This window comes from Microcoleus sp. FACHB-831, assembly GCF_014695585.1.
In the GTDB taxonomy this organism is placed as follows: domain Bacteria; phylum Cyanobacteriota; class Cyanobacteriia; order Cyanobacteriales; family FACHB-T130; genus FACHB-831.
Map to the genome: position 1 here is coordinate 1 of NZ_JACJON010000073.1, position 14,200 is coordinate 14,200.

Annotated in this window: 15 protein-coding genes and 1 tRNA gene; 8 read left to right on the forward strand and 8 right to left on the reverse strand. The window is 45.5% G+C overall.

The window, feature by feature from the left end; genetic code table 11:
* Positions 1-77 precede the first annotated feature (77 nt).
* From H6F77_RS22310 to H6F77_RS22320, 3 genes are read right to left on the reverse strand one after another with little or no spacing between them, the layout of a single operon-like run.
* Positions 78-629, reverse strand: coding sequence for a putative hexosyltransferase (locus H6F77_RS22310; protein ID WP_190491111.1), 552 nt, complete (start codon positions 627-629; stop codon positions 78-80).
* A 9-nt stretch (positions 630-638) separates the two neighbouring features.
* Positions 639-1,907, reverse strand: coding sequence for a mannosyltransferase family protein (locus tag H6F77_RS22315; RefSeq protein WP_190491112.1), 1,269 nt, complete (start codon positions 1,905-1,907; stop codon positions 639-641).
* A gap of 7 nt (positions 1,908-1,914) precedes the next feature.
* Positions 1,915-2,094 (reverse strand): hypothetical protein, encoded by a 180-nt coding sequence (locus H6F77_RS22320; RefSeq protein WP_190491113.1) that lies wholly within the window; start codon positions 2,092-2,094, stop codon positions 1,915-1,917.
* A gap of 42 nt (positions 2,095-2,136) precedes the next feature.
* Between H6F77_RS22320 and H6F77_RS22325 the strand changes: the two genes are divergently transcribed.
* The 5 genes from H6F77_RS22325 to H6F77_RS22345 all read left to right on the forward strand — a co-directional run bounded on the left by H6F77_RS22325 (position 2,137) and on the right by H6F77_RS22345 (position 6,646).
* Positions 2,137-2,865, forward strand: coding sequence for a sugar phosphate nucleotidyltransferase (locus H6F77_RS22325; protein WP_190491114.1), 729 nt, complete (start codon positions 2,137-2,139; stop codon positions 2,863-2,865).
* Positions 2,866-3,012: 147 nt separating this feature from the next.
* A complete protein-coding gene (gene dxr / locus H6F77_RS22330) occupies positions 3,013-4,221 on the forward strand; it encodes a 1-deoxy-D-xylulose-5-phosphate reductoisomerase (RefSeq protein WP_190491115.1) in 1,209 nt (402 codons plus the stop codon).
* 44 nt (positions 4,222-4,265) lie between these two features.
* The gene (locus tag H6F77_RS22335; RefSeq protein ID WP_190491116.1) at positions 4,266-4,979 is read left to right on the forward strand and encodes a tetratricopeptide repeat protein; all 714 of its coding nucleotides are present in this window, start codon (positions 4,266-4,268) and stop codon (positions 4,977-4,979) included.
* A 290-nt stretch (positions 4,980-5,269) separates the two neighbouring features.
* Entirely contained in the window at positions 5,270-5,488 is a 219-nt protein-coding gene (locus H6F77_RS22340) for a hypothetical protein (protein ID WP_190491117.1), read from the forward strand.
* Between the two features lie 78 nt (positions 5,489-5,566).
* Positions 5,567-6,646: a peptidoglycan-binding domain-containing protein gene (locus H6F77_RS22345; protein WP_190491118.1), complete on the forward strand. Its 1,080-nt coding sequence runs from the start codon at positions 5,567-5,569 to the stop codon at positions 6,644-6,646.
* Between the two features lie 97 nt (positions 6,647-6,743).
* On the opposite strand, the gene H6F77_RS22350 is transcribed toward H6F77_RS22345, so the two are convergent.
* The 3 genes from H6F77_RS22350 to trhO all read right to left on the reverse strand — a co-directional run bounded on the left by H6F77_RS22350 (position 6,744) and on the right by trhO (position 10,152).
* The gene (locus tag H6F77_RS22350; RefSeq protein ID WP_190491119.1) at positions 6,744-7,235 is read right to left on the reverse strand and encodes an acyl-CoA thioesterase; all 492 of its coding nucleotides are present in this window, start codon (positions 7,233-7,235) and stop codon (positions 6,744-6,746) included.
* 488 nt (positions 7,236-7,723) lie between these two features.
* Entirely contained in the window at positions 7,724-9,358 is a 1,635-nt protein-coding gene (locus H6F77_RS22355) for an adenylate/guanylate cyclase domain-containing protein (protein WP_242022464.1), read from the reverse strand.
* On the reverse strand, positions 9,328-10,152 hold the full coding sequence (trhO, locus tag H6F77_RS22360; RefSeq protein ID WP_190491120.1) for an oxygen-dependent tRNA uridine(34) hydroxylase TrhO: 825 nt from the start codon (positions 10,150-10,152) through the stop codon (positions 9,328-9,330). The genes H6F77_RS22355 and trhO overlap by 31 nt, the downstream gene beginning before the upstream one ends.
* Positions 10,153-10,318: 166 nt before the next feature.
* Between trhO and H6F77_RS22365 the strand changes: the two genes are divergently transcribed.
* The 3 genes from H6F77_RS22365 to H6F77_RS22375 all read left to right on the forward strand — a co-directional run bounded on the left by H6F77_RS22365 (position 10,319) and on the right by H6F77_RS22375 (position 11,387).
* Positions 10,319-10,391: transfer RNA gene (locus H6F77_RS22365), tRNA-Ala, on the forward strand.
* 19 nt (positions 10,392-10,410) lie between these two features.
* Positions 10,411-10,557, forward strand: coding sequence for a hypothetical protein (locus tag H6F77_RS22370; RefSeq protein ID WP_190491121.1), 147 nt, complete (start codon positions 10,411-10,413; stop codon positions 10,555-10,557).
* A 56-nt stretch (positions 10,558-10,613) separates the two neighbouring features.
* A complete protein-coding gene (locus tag H6F77_RS22375) occupies positions 10,614-11,387 on the forward strand; it encodes an EcsC family protein (RefSeq protein WP_190491122.1) in 774 nt (257 codons plus the stop codon).
* A gap of 98 nt (positions 11,388-11,485) precedes the next feature.
* On the opposite strand, the gene modB is transcribed toward H6F77_RS22375, so the two are convergent.
* The gene (gene modB, locus H6F77_RS22380) at positions 11,486-13,279 is read right to left on the reverse strand and encodes a molybdate ABC transporter permease subunit (RefSeq protein ID WP_190491123.1); all 1,794 of its coding nucleotides are present in this window, start codon (positions 13,277-13,279) and stop codon (positions 11,486-11,488) included.
* Between the two features lie 75 nt (positions 13,280-13,354).
* Entirely contained in the window at positions 13,355-14,152 is a 798-nt protein-coding gene (gene modA / locus H6F77_RS22385; RefSeq protein WP_190491124.1) for a molybdate ABC transporter substrate-binding protein, read from the reverse strand.
* Positions 14,153-14,200 lie beyond the last annotated feature (48 nt).

Here is a 14,200-nt window from a genome sequence, read left to right on the forward strand (position 1 = left end):
AATCAATGGGATTACAGATGAAAATGCTCTCAACTGGTTTAATCATTGTGGTCTATTTTTAGAACCAATTAGATAATTTATTTTGTGGTACATCTGATTGCAATTTGCTGTAACAACAGAAACAGTCCCTCGGTATAAATCACAGTTCCGTACAGAGAGAACGGACACCAAGCAAGGGCAGCAGTAGTCCACCGCGCCGCGCTTTTGCCATGAAGCTCCTCTACCCAAGCGTACACAAGGACTAGCGCACCGAAAAAAGCCAGGTTGTTCACCAATGTTCCAGCCACTTCAAAGGGCAAGCCAAGGGTCATTACTGCACGACTTAATAAGGGCAAAAGGGGGAAGAAGGCGACAGGATGCTGCTTACCATCATTAATGTATTCGTAACCTGTCGTTGCAATTATCTGATACCAACCACCATCCCAGCAAGAGAAAACTTCCCAGCCAATTGTTGGAGTAATGCCGCCTGGGGGAGCCGGAAGCAGCGGGGCAATTAGCAACATTGCCACTAATATTACCACTCGGCTCAATAGCCACATTGCAGCCGCAAATATTAAACCATTACCTAATAAAGTTTTGCCTTTGCTTACCCAAGACGCAGAATTAGGCTCTAATAATTTTTCTTTCATACACTCTCTCTAAGCCACCCACAAATTTTGCGAAAATCGTACAGCAAAACTTGCCAATAATATGGCGAAAAAGCCCATAATCGCATATCCCCAGCGAGGATACCGTTCGAGCAACACGCCAAATGCAACTGATAGCGAAACAATTCCATAAGCGTAGCGCTCGGCAGATGTAGTTCTGCCAGCGTTGAGCAGCAATGCCAAAGAGAAAAAGCCGTAGGCTACGGCAACGCGGCTAATTTTAGCCCGCGAGTACCATAGCAAATATCCGCCACCAAAAACCATGACAGTTTTAATTAATCTGTCACCGACTACGAGCCACAAAAGCAACCATAAGGCATACAAACCATAGCCGACTTTGACAGAACCGAGCTTAGATCGCGATCGCCATAATAAAAATGCGATCGCGCAAACAGTCGCAACTATCACTACATGTAAAGGGTTTTTTATCGCACCAGTGTTGATATCAACTGGCCCAACTACAACTTGCCTCAGTATCTTGAACCAACCCTGCAAAAAACTCTCTTTTCCCCATGCTGACTGTACGTGAATAAACGCCAAGGGGTCTCCAAAATTCATCCCACAATAGATGCTATATAAAAGCAGCCCCAAACCAGTAGCTAAACTGGCAATATATGCCATAGGCGGGCGGCGTTCTCTCCACGCCACGAGCAAAAAAGCTGGTATGAGCGCCATCCCCGTTGGACGCGCTGCACTGGCTAATGCACCCCAAAGGGCGACTTGCCCGTATTGCTGTTTGTCAAAGGCTCGCAAAGCTGCTGTACTTAACAGCAAAAACAGCCCCTCGGTATAAATCACCGTCCCATAGAGGGAGAACGGACACCAAGCGAGGACAGCAGTAGCCCACCGCGCCGCGCTTTTGCCATGAAGCTCCTCTACCCAAGCGTACAAAACGACTAGCGCACCGAGAAATGCCAGGTTGTTGACGATAGTACCAGCCACTTCAAACGGTAAGCCAAGGGTCATTACTGCACGACTCAATAACGGCAAAAGGGGAAAAAAGGCAACAGAATGTTCTTTGCCATCATTGATGTATTCGTAACCTGTCGTTGCAATTCTCTGATACCAAGCACTATCCCAAGCGGAGAAAACATCCCAGCCAACTGTCGCTGCGCTCCCTCCTGGTGGCGCTGGAAGGGCAGGGGCAATCAGCAACATGGCGATCGCGATGACAAGTCGGCTTAACAGCCACATGGCGGCGGCAAAGATTAAACCATTGCCCAATAAAGCTTTTTTTTCAGTTATCCGCTCTGTAGCCATAAATAAGCTATGCGTGCCGCAGCCTCGGTTTGTAATATTTCAGATTTTCCAGAAATTGTGCCACGATCGGCTCAATTTGGCGACGAAATAATCTAAAGATTGAGGCTGGGGCGATCGCGCCAGCCTCAAACAGCTCGCGGCTGATATTATCAAACTGTCCGCATCCAAGCTGTAAAAACTCAAACAAATTCCCTAACTATCAAGTTTCAAAAGGAACGCAAATATTATTATGAAAGGAATTATTCTTGCTGGCGGTCAAGGAACACGTCTTGCACCGCTGACTGAAGTTACTAACAAGCACTTATTGCCAGTTGGTAAAGAACCGATGATCTGGCATCCAGTTAAGCAGTTAGTTCAGGCAAATATCTTAGATATTTTGATAATTACTTCCAATACTCATATGGGTGATGTGGTTAACTCTCTTGGCTCTGGAAAGCGATTCGGCTGCGAGTTTACATATCGAGTGCAGGAAAATCCCAAGGGTATTGCAGATGCATTATCCTTGGGCGAAAAATTTGCTCAAGGCCAAAATATTGTTGTGTTGCTAGCTGATAATATCTTTGAGTATTCAATTCGTCCCCATATCGGGGCTTTTCTAGAACAGGAGATTGGCGCCAGGGTGCTATTAAAGGAAGTGGGCGACCCAGATAGATTTGCTGTTGCTGCTCTTGATGAAAAGAAAATTATGGAAATTGAGGAGAAACCTACAAAGCCCAAAACTAACTATGCTGTTGTAGGTTGCTATATGTACGATTCTCAAGTATTCGAGCTAATTCGTAAAATTAATCCGTCGCTGCGGGGCGAACTAGAAATTACTAATGTTAACGAGCTTTATCTAAAGCAAGGACAGTTGCAATTCAGTTTTATTAAAGGACGCTGGGCAGATGCCGGAACTTTTGACTCTTTATATGAAGCTAATAGAATTTTGTTGTCTACCAATAATAATATTATTGAATAAATTAGTGTAATTAATATTGACAAATCAAAGCTAGTGTGTATGAGAAGCGATCGCCCGCTCGGAGCTATCTGGCAAGGGGTGGGATCTCGCGGAAAAATGAGTCCCAACCAATTTATATTGGAATTGCCCCTTAATTCTTAAATAATTGTGAAAGCTATTACTCTGCTTGGCTCTACTGGCTCTATAGGCACTCAAACTTTGGATATTGTTGCTCAATACCCGGATCAGTTTCGGATTGTCGGGTTAGCAGCGGGGCGCAATGTGACAATGCTGGCGCAACAGATTCGGCAGTTTAGGCCGGAAATTGTGGCTATCTGCGAAGAAGAGAAATTGGCAGAATTAAAGTCCGCGATCGCAGACCTCGACCCCCAACCCATCCTCGTCGCTGGTAGCGCTGGCGTCATTGAAGTTGCCCGTTACGGCGATGCTCAAAGCGTAGTTACAGGTATTGTCGGTTGTGCTGGTTTGCTACCCACAATCGCCGCCATAGAAGCTGGCAAAGATATCGCTTTAGCGAATAAAGAAACCCTGATCGCTGGCGGGCCAGTTGTTTTACCTCTTGTAGAGAAGTATGGCGTAAAACTACTACCAGCAGACTCGGAACATTCAGCGATATTTCAGTGTTTGCAAGGCGTTCCCAAAGGCGGATTGCGGCGAATTCTGCTTACTGCTTCTGGGGGTGCGTTCCGCGATTGGCCTGTAGAGAAGTTAGCAGAAGTTACGGTGCAAGATGCATTAAAGCATCCAAATTGGTCAATGGGTCGCAAGATTACGGTAGATTCTGCGACGCTGATGAACAAGGGATTGGAAGTAATTGAGGCACACTTCCTGTTTGGAATGGACTACGACCATATCGATATTGTCATTCATCCGCAGAGTATTATTCACTCTTTGATTGAGTTACAAGATACTTCAGTTTTAGCTCAATTGGGTTGGCCTGATATGCGCTTGCCGTTGCTTTATGCTATGTCTTGGCCTGAGCGAATTTATACTGATTGGCAACAGTTGGATTTAGTAAAAGCTGGTAATTTAACTTTCCGAGAACCGGATCATAAAAAATATCCTTGCATGCAGCTAGCTTATGCGGCTGGTCGCGCGGGCGGTTCGATGCCTGCTGTATTGAATGCGGCAAACGAACAAGCAGTAGCCTTATTTTTAGATGAGAAAATTGGATATTTGGATATTGCGCGGGTGATTGAGAAAACGTGCGATCGCCACCAAATTGATAACTGTCCTAATCCTTCGTTAGATGACATTATAGCCGCAGATAAATGGGCAAGACAAGAAGTTTTAGCAGCTGTAGAGACAGGAAATGTCACTTCTAACACAGGGAATCGTATTGTATCTGTTGGCTAGTAAGATAACTACTGTTTGAATGGCGTTAACTCGACCATACAAATATGATGCCGATATTTGAAGCAATTGAAAAAATTGCAGTTGCGATCGCATTGGTTGTAGCTTGTGTTTTGGGAATCCATAGCTACACTATGGTAAGCATTGGAATAGCAATTCTAGCGACGCTAGTTAGTTATTTTTATAAAAGGGAAACCAATGCTTACTGCACCAGAGGTATAGATCGCACTCACAAAGAAGACTATCAAGGAGCGATCGCAGATTTCACCAGGGCATTAAGACGGAATCCCAAGTTTGTAGAAGCCTACAACAACCGAGGTATAGCTTGCTCTTCCTTGGGCGATTACGAGAAAGCAATTGAAGATTACAACCGCGCATTACATCTCAATCCCAAGTTTGTAAAAGCCTACAACAACAGAGGTTTAGTTCGCTATCTTTTGGGCGATAAGGAGGGCGCAATTGAAGATTACAACCGCGCATTAAGCCAGAATCCTAACTTTGCAGATGCCTACGTCAGCAGGGGTCTAGCTCGGTCTAGCTTGGGTGATAAGGAGGGAGCGATCGCAGATTACAATCGCGCCATTGAGATTAATCCTAATAATGCTGATGCTTACTACAATCGAGTTTACGTCTATTATGCGTTAAAAGATAACCAGAAGGTAAGTCAAGATTTCAAAAAAGCTGCACAACTATTTCTTGAACAAGAAGAGATGGATTTGTACGAAGCAGTTTTAGAGGATAGCAGGCAGTTTAATCAATAGGTAGATAGTAGTAAAATAGCAAAAAGACACGCTACCTGAAATCAAGGTTATTCTTGGCGATCGCGCTATGCCATCATGACTAATCAACAACAAAATGAATACGACAGCCCTTGAAAAGAAGTTTTAGAACGCTACTTTCAACAATTTATGGGCTTCTTTTTCCCAAAAACGCACGCCCTCATAAATTGTTCGCAACCTTATCAATCTCTCGACAACGGATTTCAACAGGTTACACTTCTTGCAAAAAGTCTACTATATAACTGCGCTCGCTCTCTTTTTGAGCATAAAAAATGCCACCTGAATTAATCATCTTAATTATTGCATTAATTGTGTCTTGGCTGGTGTTCAGTGCATTGGTTAACCTGCTAAAGACAACTGTTAAGACGGCGATCGCGATCGCTGTTATTCTCTTCATTTTGCAGCTTTTCTTTGGTATTGGGCCAAATGACCTTTGGCAGAAACTACTCGAACTTCCCCAGGCAATTTGGCATCAGGTCACTGGTGGGTAAAATCTAAGAAGCGCAAGCTTTTGCAGATTCATAGCATGAGGCTTATGGTTTTGCTCACATCCCCATTAGGAGAGATTTATGGCTTTAAATATTAGTGCCCTGAAATTGCCCGTCATTCAAAAAGGCTCTAAAGGGGCTGCCGTCATTGCTTGGCAGCGGTTTTTAAAGGAAGCTCAATATCCTATTGCATCTGCCTATGGCGGGTTTGATAACGTTACTGATGTATCTACACGCAGCTATCAAAAAAAGCAGGGATTATCTGTCAATGGAGTCGTGGACAACGCGACTTATGCCAAGGCTGTAACCCAGGGGTTTATATTCAAGGTTCCCAACTTCTCGACACAGATGTTGCTAGCTTGCATTCGCTTCGGCGAGGCAGAAATTAAAGACTTGCAAAGAACCTTGAACGCGATCGCCAAACTCAATCCCTCTTTAGTAGCAGATGGCGATTTTGGAGCCAGAAGTATCCAAGGGTTAGCCCAAGTTTACAAGCAAAGAGACGTGCGTATCCGCGTTGAACTAGAACAACAAATCTCTAGCGCCACCAAACAGAAACTCGGTGCGGATCTCGACCCAGCTTTGGATATTCTCACCAGCTATGCCAAAATACTCAGATTTCGCCTCAGCGGACCGCATTGGATTAACTACTTCCCCACCAGCCGCTCTATTTCCACTTTGGCATCACCCTTCCGCGAAAGAGTGCAAGCTTTCCAAAAAGCCCTAATCGATGGGGGCGCACAAACAATCATAGCCGCTACCTATCGGCCTAAAGAACGCGCCTACATGATGCACTATGCAGCCAGGATTAGCCGAGGACAGATTGACCCAGAAGATGTGCCTTCTATGGCTGGCGTTGGTATTCAATGGGTACACTACCTTAGAGCAGGTTCGATTCAAGCCGCAGAACAGATGGTAGATGAGTATGGTATTGGTGGTAATCCCGTCGCCCTAGAGTCTATGCATACCCAAAAGCTGGCGATTGACTGGAATATTACCTGGGAAGGTACGCTCAAAATTAAAAATGGTAGCGGACGTATCGTTCAAATTGGCGCTCCCCGAAATGGAGCGAGCAATGAGGCTCTTTTTGCAGTGGGCGCATCATACGGAGTGTATAAGCTAGATAACGATCCTCCCCACTGGTCATCTAACGGTCGCTGATATCTATTTGGGATTTTAGATTTTGGATTAATAGCTAATGGGGGATTGGTGAAGGTGACGAGCGATGACCAATTACCAATTACCCCTTATCAATTACCTAAAACGATAGCTTCACTAGCGCGTCTTTTACCGTTGGGGGTAGCTGTCTCATAATCTTGCCCTTCTCCCGGTCAACAGCTACCAAAGTTACTCGTGCTGTGACATATAGCTCTTGCCCATCAAGGGATTGGATTTGGTAATCCCAATTAATTCGTACACCGTCCATTGCTGCCATCCGCGCTCTTACCACAGCTGACATACCCATTTGAATTGAGCGGTGGTAACGAACCGAAAGCTCGACAACTGGCAAATCGCAGCCTAATGCTACCAAGCTAGCAAAATCGATGCCAATTGAGCGCAGGCATTCCACCCGTGCTTCTTCCATCCAGGTGACATAGGTTCCATGCCAAACATTGCCGGAATAGTCTGTGTTATGAGGTTGCGCCCGGACTGGGTATTCAAACCAGTTCTCAGTTGTTGCTGTTAGAGAGTGGCTTTGGATTGCGCCAGTGGGCGGCAGTTGAGGTGGGGTTTGTTGTTCTTCTGACACTTTGCCAATTGTCTCTAGTACACGCTTGAGGCATTGTACCTCTAGAAGAGTTAGGCCAACACATTTGCTATTAGAGGCTGTTAGATATTATTGTTCAATTTAATAAAAATTTTCAGTTTTATAATAAAGATTAACCTACGCTAGATTGAAGTCAATCTGTACCCAGGAGAGCGCTTTGATATGGCGCGATCTCTCCTTGAAGAGGCTATACACTCTAAAATTATTGTTGGACAGTACACAAGTTTCTTTAGAAGAACTCCCGCTGAAGGATAAGGAGGGATTCTAAAAATTTTTACCCAATATCCATCTAGCAGTAAACGAAATTTAGGCCACGTCTATTCAGCTAATAATTGATGGATATTTTGAGGCTATTGATGATTGTCCTGACAAAATCAACACACTAAAGGCCAAGTCCTCAAAGCGATATTTGTGTAAATCTCGCTCCGCGACAATCATCACCCTCGGAGGGCCAATAACCTTTGCTCTCACTAAGCCCCAATCCTTGTACTTGCAAAGGAGCCAACGAGCCAATATGTCACCATTTCTCCCTTCCCTTTGACCTTGATAGCGCCTCGTTTTTGGAACACATACTTATCCTTGAGTCGCTCATAGGTGGCTTCTGTTACCTGAATGCTTCCTGCTTGGCCGGAAGATTCCATGCGCGAAGCAATATTGACGGCATCTCCCCACAAGTCATAGATAAATTTCTTCGTGCCAATGACTCCAGCGACGACAATCCCTGTATTAATGCCAATGCGGATTTGAACGTTCACACCTCCTTCGGTTCGCAAGCGCTCGATCGCAGCTTGCATCGCCAGTGCCATATCTGCGATCGCTTCGGCATGATCGGCTCTGGGAATTGGTAGCCCAGCGGCTACCATGTAGGCATCGCCAATCGTCTTGATTTTTTCTAATCCCAACTGTTGAGCCAGTGCGTCGAAGGTGCAAAAAATTTGATTAAGTAAATTAACCAGCTCAATTGGTTTTAATCGAGCCGATAGGGGCGTAAACCCAACAAGATCGGCAAACATAATTGTCACCTCGTTGAATTGTTCAGCGATCGCACCTGGATTTTGTTTGAGCTGCTTGGCGATTGCCTCTGGCAAAATATTGAGCAATAACTGTTCTGACTTTTGCGCTGAGTCTGCCAGTTGCTCTATGGCTTGTTCGAGTCGATCGGATTGTACTAAGATCGATTTCTCAAAAACATCTAGCAACTGCGTCAAAGTCACTACCTGGGATTTAAGCTGCGCTAGCTCCCGCTCAGTGTTTCTTGTGAATATTTGCCTAGAGGCTGGAGCAGATTCATCTTTTTGAGCGAAGACAGCTCCTCGATCGAAAGGCAGCAGTGCTGTCTTTACGTTCAGCGCCAGAGTGCTGAACATTTGAGCTGTGCTGTGAGGAATCTGGACTTTCAAGAACATGATGATTGCAAACAGATTGCCCGAAGGCAATAGACCACCGAACCCCAACACAGACTTGATTCCGAATGGAATTACAAAGGAGTCCTGGGCGGGAATATAGGGGTTGCCAATCGCTTCAGGCACATAGAAAACGTTGTATTTCCTCTGCTCGATTTCTACTAAAAGATTCGGGTCGGGGTTGATAACTGTTTTTATATCTAAGCCAAGCTGTCTGATGAGTTGTGAGATCATCGGCATCTGAGCCACTACAGATTCGCTTGCCAGTGGAATAGCTTTGTGTCCAACGGATGTGTGTCTTGAGTTCCATTCCGTTTGTTCTCCTACCGTTGCCAGTGCAGTCATGCACTTCATGACAGGCAAAGGGGGATAGTCGCCCAACATACTACGGGCATAGTCGGCAAGTTCGGCTTCTAAGTCTTCATAAGGGTGAGTTTTGAACAAACGGACGAGGGCGCAGGATTTCTCACCAGTTGGCTTAGTACAGAAATTTTCGTAAAAATACCTAACAATTCTGTTACTCGCCTCTTCCATACTTTCAGCCCCCAAGCCGAAGTGGCGTAGAGCCAACCCGCATTCCACCATGTCCCTTAAAGTGAATCTCGTCAAGTCGTACATCTGACTTCCTCGTCGATTTGGAAATTGGGGTGCTGTTGAATACCGCTCTTGTGTCAAACTGGGCGATCGCAACAGTAGGGACAAGAAACATTCTCTTGATAATGAGGTGAAGTTTTATCGGCTTCGGAGATAGGATGCCCGCAACTTTGGCACATTTCATGAGTTCCTATCTCCAAACCTTCACGTAAAGCGACACGTTGATCGAAGACAAAACATTCCCCTTGCCACAGACTTTCTTCTGGGGGAACTTCCTCTAAATACTTGAGAATGCCGCCTTTGAGGTGATACACCTCTTGGAAGCCTTCAGCCATCATGAATGATGTCGCTTTTTCGCAGCGAATGCCGCCAGTGCAGAATAAAGCAACTTTTTTATGTTTGCTCGGATCGAGGTCGTTGCGAACATAGTCGGGAAATTGGCGGAATGAGGCAGTTTTGGGATTTTGCGCTCCTTGAAAAGTACCAATCGACACCTCATAATCGTTGCGGGTGTCAATAATCGTTACTTCTGGATCTGAAATCAGTTCGTTCCACTCCTGCGGACTGACATAAGTGCCAACGCGATCGCTTGGATCGATTTCCGGTAATCCCAACGTGACAATTTCTTTCTTCAACCGCACCTTCATCCGGTCGAACGGCGGTGAATCGGCATAAGACTCTTTATGCTCCAAGTCAACCAGGCGGGGATCTGAACGTAAAAACGATAGCACCGAATAAATTGCCTGACGCGAGCCTGCAATCGTCCCGTTAATGCCTTCTGCTGCAAGCAATATCGTCCCTCTAATACCCTGTGCTTCGCAGTGCGACAACAAGGATTCTCGCTTTTCGGCAAAGTCCGGCAATTTGACAAATTTATAGAAAGTTACAACAACTTGGGTCATTTCCCCGCTCAACTCGAAGGAGTAGAAATTTTTTACTCAGGTTTACAACCTAACAGAGGCAAGCTTCAGGATGACATGCGTCTAAATATTTCTTCCTTTACCCCTTGTCTAATGGAATCATATGAGCTACTATAATAAAAGTGCATGAAGTTCCGGCTTCAAGCCTGGGGGTTTAGCTCAGTTGGTAGAGCGCCTGCTTTGCAAGCAGGATGTCAGCGGTTCGAGTCCGCTAACCTCCATTAGAAATGATACTACTACTTGTCCTGCGAACGCTTAGGTTTGGCAAAGAGCGATCGCTATGGCTATGGATGGCGATCGCATATCCTTCCAAACTTTCCACAACTTAGTGCTAAAGCTCTGACTTTCAGACCAGTGGATCGCTATCAGCAGATAGAGGATACCTAGTCTTTGCTGTTTATAGAATAGGTTTGAGTTCAAAACATAGAAGTCAGCATAAACCTATGGCAGTAGAAAGCAGAGAAAGTTCATCCACCGACCAAGTGAGTGAAGCGATCGCGAAAGCAACTCAAGTAGCTAAGTTGGCTTCTGAGGCACTACAGTCTGCTACTGACAAAGTTACAAGCGCGACCACTCTTTTAGGAGAGTCTGTTACACCTACGGCGATGCGGTTAGTCGAGGAGGGAACGGAAAACGTAGGCAAATTCGTTACCCCAATCGCTGAAAACCCTTTCATAAAATATGCTGCCAAACTTCCAGGCCTTAACTTGCTCTTAGCTGGGCTGGGTCAAGTTGATGTGGATAAAGCTCAGAATGAAGTAGAAAAGCTGCGTCAAGAATACCCCTTAGAAACACCCGAACAGCTTGCCCACCGCATTATTGTCGATACTTCGCTCAAAGCAGGTGGAATTGGATTGCTAACCAACTTTGTACCTCCGTTGGCGCTAACTCTGTTTGCAGTTGATATAGCAGCAATCACCGCACTTCAAGCTGAGATGATTTATCGCATTGCTGCTGCATATGGATTTTCGCTAAAAGATCCAACTCGACGAGGCGAAGTCCTGGCAATTTTTGGTTTGTCTGTGGGAGGTTCTGGAGTCCTGAAGGTTGGGTTGGGCTTTGTGGAACTTCTACCTATAATAGGCGCTGTGGTTGGAGCATCAAATAACGCTGCTTTGCTTTACTCGCTAGGATTTGTTGCCTGCCGATTCTATGAACTAAAAATAAACTCTGTTGCTCGCACAACTGTGAGTGATGTTGGGAATGCTACTAACTAATAGAAGCATTGATACTGAGCAACACAATACTTCTCTAACAAGGAAAACCTCACCCCAACCCCTCTCCTTGCAGGAGAGGGGTTGGGGTGAGGTTCCGCTTATTCCGACAGAAGAAACAGCCGCAGCGGATGCAGACGAATGTACCAGGGAAAAGGACGATCTTTGAGAGTAGCCCATTTTTCTTTAAAGACTTCTGCTTGCAGATGGTAGTCTTGGGGGCTGGTAGGCGAAGAATTTAACTTAATATATAGTGTCATCCGGTGCGGGGTTTCGCTTGTTTGAACCAACCAGCAGGGGAAAGTATTTTTTTGATGGGGGTCGTCGGTAAAGGTTAGTTGATGGGCGCGAATTCCTATATGTGAAAGTGGAGCTGGGATTGGTTCAACTATCTGGAGAGTGCAACTCCAATCTATCGCGTCTACCATTTGAGATTCCCTGACAACAGCGCGGGAGAAGTTCTTGCACCCCGTCAATTGGGCTACACCTACAGTATTTGGATGCTCGAAGATGTCATGTTTAGAACCGTAAGCGATCGCTCTTCCTTGTTCAATTACCAATAAATCCCCGCAAACTCGGTAAGCTTCTTCTAAATTGTGGGTTACAAATAGGGTGACGCCGGGGTAAGTTGAAAGCGTCGAAATTAGTTGCTTTTCTAGCTGACTTCGCAAGTGCGTATCCAGTGCTGAAAATGGTTCATCCAGCAGCAGCGCTTCTGGTTGACTTGCTAAGGCTCTCGCTAAGGCTACCCGTTGCTGCTGACCGCCTGAGAGTTGGTGCGGGTATCGGTCTGCTAATCCCTGCAACTGCAAAGCGGCGAGTTGAGTTTCTACCTGCTGTTTGATTATTAAAGCTGACGTGCCCTTTGGCAAACCAAAGGCAATGTTTTGAGCGACAGTTAAGTGAGGGAATAGGGCGTAATTTTGAAATAAAAAACCAATGCGGCGATCGCGACTGGGAATATTTGTCCCTGTTTGCGAATCGAACAACACCCGCCCGTTTAAAACAATGCGACCGGAGGTAGGCGTTTCTATCCCTGCAATGCTGCGAAGAATCATGCTTTTGCCAGCACCAGAAGCCCCCAACAATCCCAAGGGGTTTTCGTTGGCGCTGAAGGATAATTGCAGCAAAAAGCCAGGGAGTTGCTTTTGGATGTCTACAACAAGCCCGAAATTAGTAATTGGTAATTGGTAATTTGCGATTGGCGATCGTTCCCCAGTATTGTAGAGACGCCGATTTATCGCGTCTCCCTTTCCCCAAAAATTGGCAGCAATGATGGCGGATAGAGAAATGCTCATAATTACCAGCACCCACACCCAGGCTTCATTCATGGCTCCCGCTTCAACGGCAAAATATATAGCCATTGGGATAGTTTGAGTTTGTCCGGGGATGTTGCCAGCCAGCATTAACGTAGCTCCGAATTCACCCAAAGCACGGGCGAAAGCTAGAGTAGTTCCGGCGAGAATCCCTGGCATTGCCAAGGGTAAAGTGATTCGCCAAAAGATTGTCCATTCCGAAGCGCCAAGAGTCCTGGCTACCCGCAGGAGATTAGCATCAATTTGTTCAAATGCTCCCAGTGCTGTTTTGTACATCAAGGGGAAGGCAACTACTGTGGCTGCAATAACTGCGGCGTACCAAGTGAAGACGATACTGAAGTTAAGCGACAGTAGCACTTGTCCAAGGGGGCCATTTTTGCCAAACAGCAGCAGTAATAAAAAGCCGACGACTGTTGGTGGCAAAATTAGGGGCGAGATAAAGATTCCCTCAACTACCGATTTCCATTTACCGACGCTAGTCAGCATCCAGTAAGCAGCGGCAATTCCCAGGAAGAAGGTAATTATGGTAGCGATTAAGGCGGTTTTGAGGGATATCCATAAAGGAGAAATGTCAAGCATAAGACATTTAATTTTATTGGCCGCTGTTGACAGCCAAGGGTCAAGACGCGATAAATCGGTGTCTCTACAAACTTTTTACCTCGCTATACCAAACCCGTATTTTTTAAATAAAGTTTTAGCGCGATCGCTCAACAAAAACTGGATGTATTCTCTAGCAGCAGCCATATTTTTGCTGCTCTTGAGTACTGCTACTGGGTAAACAATTGCAGAATGTAAGTTTTCTGCTGCTGTCGCTACCACTTTTACCTGTTGTGATGTTCTAGCATCTGTGCTATAAACAACACCTGCATCGGCGTTACCACTTTCTACAGCCGCTAGGACTTGACGGACGTTGTTACCAAGCACAAATTTTGGTCGAACTTGCGACAAAATTCCCAAATTTTTAAATACTTGCTCGGCGTATTGTCCTGCTGGTACGCTTCTTGGTTCTCCCATAGCAATTTTCTTGACTTTAGAGCCTGTCAAGTCGCGAAAGTCGGCGATACCGGAATAATTTTTTGGCACGATCAAGACAAGGCTATTGGTCAGCAGATTGCGGCGGGTATCGGTGAGTATCGTACCCTTTTCCTGTAATGCATCCATTTGCTTTGTAGCAGCAGAAATAAAAATATCTGCTGGTGCGCCGTTTTCAATTTGTTGCTGTAAAGCGCCAGAAGCACCGAAGTTATAGTTAAGGGTGACATTTGCCTTATTTTGTCGGTAAATATGCCCCGCTTGTTCGAGGGATTCTTTCAAACTGGCGGCAGCGGATACGAGCAAGTTGGTGTTTGCCTGTGCCACAACAGTAGACCGATCAAAAAATTTTATGCTACGTGCCAAGAGTAAAGTGGCAACTAGCGCGCAGATGAAGATAATAATTTGTCTGGTTTTCATAAGAAAGCCGTATTAGTTCCATCGAGTAGCGACACTTTTACGCCCGTT

Coding starts and splice junctions, on each gene's coding strand:
- H6F77_RS22310 (WP_190491111.1), bottom strand. CDS start 629: ATGAAAGAAAAATTATTAGAGCCTAATTCTGCGTCTTGGGTAAGCAAA.
- H6F77_RS22315 (WP_190491112.1), bottom strand. CDS start 1,907: ATGGCTACAGAGCGGATAACTGAAAAAAAAGCTTTATTGGGCAATGGT.
- H6F77_RS22325 (WP_190491114.1), top strand. CDS start 2,137: ATGAAAGGAATTATTCTTGCTGGCGGTCAAGGAACACGTCTTGCACCG.
- H6F77_RS22335 (WP_190491116.1), top strand. CDS start 4,266: ATGATGCCGATATTTGAAGCAATTGAAAAAATTGCAGTTGCGATCGCA.
- H6F77_RS22340 (WP_190491117.1), top strand. CDS start 5,270: ATGCCACCTGAATTAATCATCTTAATTATTGCATTAATTGTGTCTTGG.
- H6F77_RS22345 (WP_190491118.1), top strand. CDS start 5,567: ATGGCTTTAAATATTAGTGCCCTGAAATTGCCCGTCATTCAAAAAGGC.
- trhO (WP_190491120.1), bottom strand. CDS start 10,152: ATGACCCAAGTTGTTGTAACTTTCTATAAATTTGTCAAATTGCCGGAC.
- H6F77_RS22375 (WP_190491122.1), top strand. CDS start 10,614: ATGGCAGTAGAAAGCAGAGAAAGTTCATCCACCGACCAAGTGAGTGAA.
- modB (WP_190491123.1), bottom strand. CDS start 13,279: ATGCTTGACATTTCTCCTTTATGGATATCCCTCAAAACCGCCTTAATC.
- modA (WP_190491124.1), bottom strand. CDS start 14,152: ATGAAAACCAGACAAATTATTATCTTCATCTGCGCGCTAGTTGCCACT.